We start from the raw sequence: 3,973 nt of genomic DNA, 5'->3' as shown, positions 1-3,973 counted from the left end.
CTTTTGTGGTATTCAAGCACACTGATCTTGAGCGGAACCATATTCATATTGTATCGGTTTGCGTGGATGAAGAGGGAAGAAAAATATCTGATAAATTTGAAAAAAGGCGTTCGATGGATGTCTGTCGTGAATTGGAAAAACAATACTGCCTGATATCGGCTATCGAGAAAAAGCAAAATCCACAAAATCAGATATTCAAACCCGTCGATTATAAGGCTGGGGACATAAAGAGCCAGCTGGCTTCGGTAATCCGTCATTTGCCAAAGTATTACAAATTCGAGGGTTTCGGTACCTACAATGCCCTACTTTCCCTTTTTAATATTACCGCCGAAGAAGTCAAGGGGGAATCTAATGGTATCTCAAAACAAGGATTGGTATATTTTGCATTAAATGAAAAGGGAGAAAAAGCAAGCAATCCTTTTAAGGCTTCGCTGTTCGGTAAACAGGCAGGATATGTTCAGCTTCAGCAACACTATGCCCAGTCCAAAGAATTGTTGAAAAACGAGCCATCCAAAGCTTTACTTAAGACAACCATTGAGATTTGCTTGCAGACGGCATCGGATGAAAATGAATTCAAAAAACGGTTGTTGGAACGAGGTAATAATACCGTTGTAAGACGAAATACGCAAGGCAGAGTTTATGGAATAACCTTTGTTGACCATAGTTCAAAATCCGTGTGGAATGGTTCGCAATTAGCCAAAAACCTTTCGGCTAACGTATTCAATGAATGGTGGAATAATGGCAATAAAATAGCGCAGCCTAGACTTGGAAATGGTGCTTCAAAGAACAATGCGACTATAAATGAAGATGTCAAACAATCACACAAGCTGTTTGACTTTTTGGTTAAGGAAAATATGTCCTATTGCCACGAAGAAAACAGCCTTATTGAAGTCTTTGGAGGGTTATTATCCAATGGAAAAGCAGAAGACTATGATGAAGAATTATTTGCCAACCAAATGAAAAAGAAAGCCAGACGCAAAAAAAGATAGTACATACTATCAATTTTAATCGTCAGCCTTTTTGGTGATTCACGACAGAGGAGTGATTCATCAAATTGGCTGTACCAAATATCTTTAAAAACAAAGACTGTCCCGACAATAAGGAGGGATTGTCTTTGTTTTTTTTATGACTGTTTCCAATATTGCTTTGAGACTAAACCAGCCAAAGAGTTCCTAGGTGAGACTTTAATCAATCCTAAGCTATCAGATGTATTAAATTCATTGGCACATTAAAAATTATTGTTTAACCAAAAGGCAAAGGAGGTACAAAATGAAGCATGAAAATATCAAACAGACTGATATAGATGAACATATCTCAAAAAATTACGAAGAAATAGAACAAGAAAAAGAACAAAAATTCGTAAATTTAATGATTGAAATTATTGTGTCATTAACATTAAAAGAATTGTATGAAGAGGGCGATTAGATATTTAAGATTTAGCCAGTTAGGGCAAAGCAATGGCTCTATCGAAAGACAGGAACTGTATACCGATCAGTATCTACAGTATAACAATATACAGTTGGTAGATTCTTTTATTGACAGAGGTAAAAGTGCTAAAACTTTTGATCGTCCGGATTTTATAAAACTTCAGGCATTTATTGCTAAATATTATAAATCGGTAGACTACCTACTTGTAGACCAGCTAGACAGATTCAGCAGGGATGCAGGAGAAGCTATGAACTTGGTCAAGCAATTTCAGAAAAAATACAATATTCAAATTATCAGTGTGACCGAAGGGATAGTTTTTGATTATGATACACCAGGAAGCTTTTTCAGGGCAGGCTTACAATTACTGCTTGCTGAAGAAGATAATATCAACAGGAGTATAAAAGTACGTGGCGGACTCTATACAGCCCGTGCTAAAGAAGGTCGTTTTCTTACCAGAGAGAAACCTTTCGGCTACAGTAAAGTTGGAGAGGGAAAACAACGCCACCTTGAAGTAAATGAGATAGAAGCTAAAATTGTCCGAGTGATTTACGATATGTTTCTGCGTGATGTACCATTATACAAAATCAGGGAAATGGCGTATCAGTCAGGTTTTGACAGAAAAGGCAACATGGCTATTGACCGTGTACTTGCAAACCCTGTTTATGCAGGGCTTGTCAGAGTTGAACCGTTCAAAGATCTGCCGGGAGGGCTTTTTCCAGCCATTCATGAGCCAATAGTTGATAAGACAACATGGACAATGGTACAGTCTAAAATGAAGAAAGTAGATAAAGTAAAGGTGGTTATTGATGATGAAATACCGCTACGAGGCGTTGTAAAATGCCATTGTGGAACTCCGCTTACTGGTGCTCCTTCTCGTGGGAAATCTGGAAAATACTTTTACTATTATAAATGCAAGCATTCAAAACACAACAATATAAGTGCAATCAAAGCACATGAGCAGTTCCTAAATGCCTGTGACCTTATGAGCGTTCCCGAAAGACAAATTAAGGACATAAGAAATGGCTGTTACACTGCACTTGAACAGGAAGTAAAAGCAAACAGGAAAAAGACAACAGATAAAAAAAATGAATTGGAAGAAGTCCAGCAACGATTAAATACGGTAGAAGAAAAGTGGTTTAAAGACGAAATAAATAAAGATACCTACGATAGATGGTATTCTACCTACAGTGATCATATATTAAACCTGACAGCTGCAATAGAAAGATTCAGTATAAATCAAGGAAAAGCTTTTGAGGTTTTGGACAGCAATCTGCATTTATTGGGGGACATTAGGTATATCTATGAAAAATCGGACACTTTGCAAAAACGTCAGTTTGTAAAAATGGTGTTCGATGGCAATTTGTACTATGAACAGGGTATCTATCGAACACCTACAATGTTAGACCTGTTATCTCATAATGCCAGTAAAATGGAGGAAAAGGGATATCTTATATATCAAAAAAAGAGGGATAACATTTCTGTTATCCCTCACAGTGGGCGATGAGGGGTTCGAACCCCCGACCCCCTCGGTGTAAACGAGGTGCTCTGAACCAGCTGAGCTAATCGCCCTATTTTACTAGGTTGCTATCATTTTGTGATTGCGAGTGCAAATATAACACTCTTTTTTGTATTTGCAAGTATAAAATGAAAAAAAGTTAAAGTATTTCTGCAACTACAAAAGTGCTACCGCCTATATAGATGAAGTCGTTGTTTTTAGCTTGGTTTTTGGCTTCGGTGTAAGCTTCTGTAATTGAGTTAAATGATTTTCCGATTAAGCCAATATTGGTTGCTTTTCCGAATAAAATTTGAACATCTAATCCTCTTGGGTTATTTGGTTTTGAAAAATAATAAATGGCATTTTTTGGTAACAAAGGTAAAATAGCATCTAAGTTTTTATCGTTTACCACTCCAAAAACGATATGTAAAGTTTTGAATTCCTCTTTTTTGATCTGATTAAATACGATATTAAGTCCTTCTTTGTTATGGGCGGTATCGCAAATTATTTTAGGAGAATTTCCTAATTGTTGCCATCTTCCTTGAAGGTTGGTGTTTTTGGTTACATTTAAAAGACCGTTTCGAATTTGCTTTTTTGAAACGGTAATATCGTTTTGCGAATTTAAAACTTCAATGGACTGTAAAACTGTTTTTGTATTAAAAACTTGATAGTCTCCAAGCAGATCAGACGGAAAAATTTCTGTAATTAAATCTGCTGCAAAATAAATATCTGCTTGCTTTTCTTTGGCCTTAGCCAAAAAAACTGCTTTGGTGTCAGCAGTGTACTCGCCAATTACTACAGGTGTTTTTTCTTTTATAATCCCTGCTTTTTCTGCCGCAACAAGTTCAAGAGTATTTCCTAAAAATTGAACATGATCTAGTCCTATGTTGGTTATTACTGACAGGAGAGGGTTGATGATGTTGGTAGCGTCTAATCTTCCGCCCATGCCTACTTCAATGATAGCTAAATCTACTTTTTCAGTATTGAAATAATCAAAAGCAAGTCCCACACTCATTTCAAAAAAACTGATGTCATTGGCTTCAAAGTAAG

4 protein-coding genes and 1 tRNA gene are annotated in these 3,973 nt (G+C 36.6%); 3 read left to right on the top strand and 2 right to left on the bottom strand.

The features are described 5' to 3' along the window. From mobB to WBQ70_RS10355, 3 genes are all read left to right on the top strand, one after another. On the top strand, nt 1-989 hold a 989-nt coding region (gene mobB, locus WBQ70_RS10365), incomplete at its 5' end, for a conjugal transfer protein MobB (protein ID WP_423913765.1). 280 nt (nt 990-1,269) lie between these two features. After that, complete coding sequence (locus WBQ70_RS10360) at nt 1,270-1,425, top strand: hypothetical protein (protein WP_423913762.1); 156 nt, start codon at nt 1,270-1,272, stop codon at nt 1,423-1,425. Further along, on the top strand, nt 1,409-2,932 hold the full coding sequence (locus WBQ70_RS10355) for a recombinase family protein (protein ID WP_423913759.1): 1,524 nt from the start codon (nt 1,409-1,411) through the stop codon (nt 2,930-2,932). The genes WBQ70_RS10360 and WBQ70_RS10355 overlap by 17 nt, the downstream gene beginning before the upstream one ends. Here WBQ70_RS10355 and WBQ70_RS10350 read toward each other — a convergent pair. Together WBQ70_RS10350 and WBQ70_RS10345 are read right to left on the bottom strand one after the other, a co-directional pair. Next, nucleotides 2,923-2,997, bottom strand: a tRNA-Val gene (locus tag WBQ70_RS10350). The two genes, WBQ70_RS10355 and WBQ70_RS10350, sit on opposite strands and share 10 nt — an antisense overlap. An 86-nt stretch (nt 2,998-3,083) precedes the next feature. Continuing rightward, nucleotides 3,084-3,973, bottom strand: an 890-nt coding sequence (locus WBQ70_RS10345) for a bifunctional folylpolyglutamate synthase/dihydrofolate synthase (protein WP_423913756.1), incomplete at its 5' end; no start/stop codon positions are given.

It is taken from the genome of Flavobacterium sp., assembly GCF_049590715.1.
Taxonomy (GTDB): domain Bacteria; phylum Bacteroidota; class Bacteroidia; order Flavobacteriales; family Flavobacteriaceae; genus Flavobacterium.
This window is presented reverse-complemented; position numbering and strand designations above follow the sequence as displayed.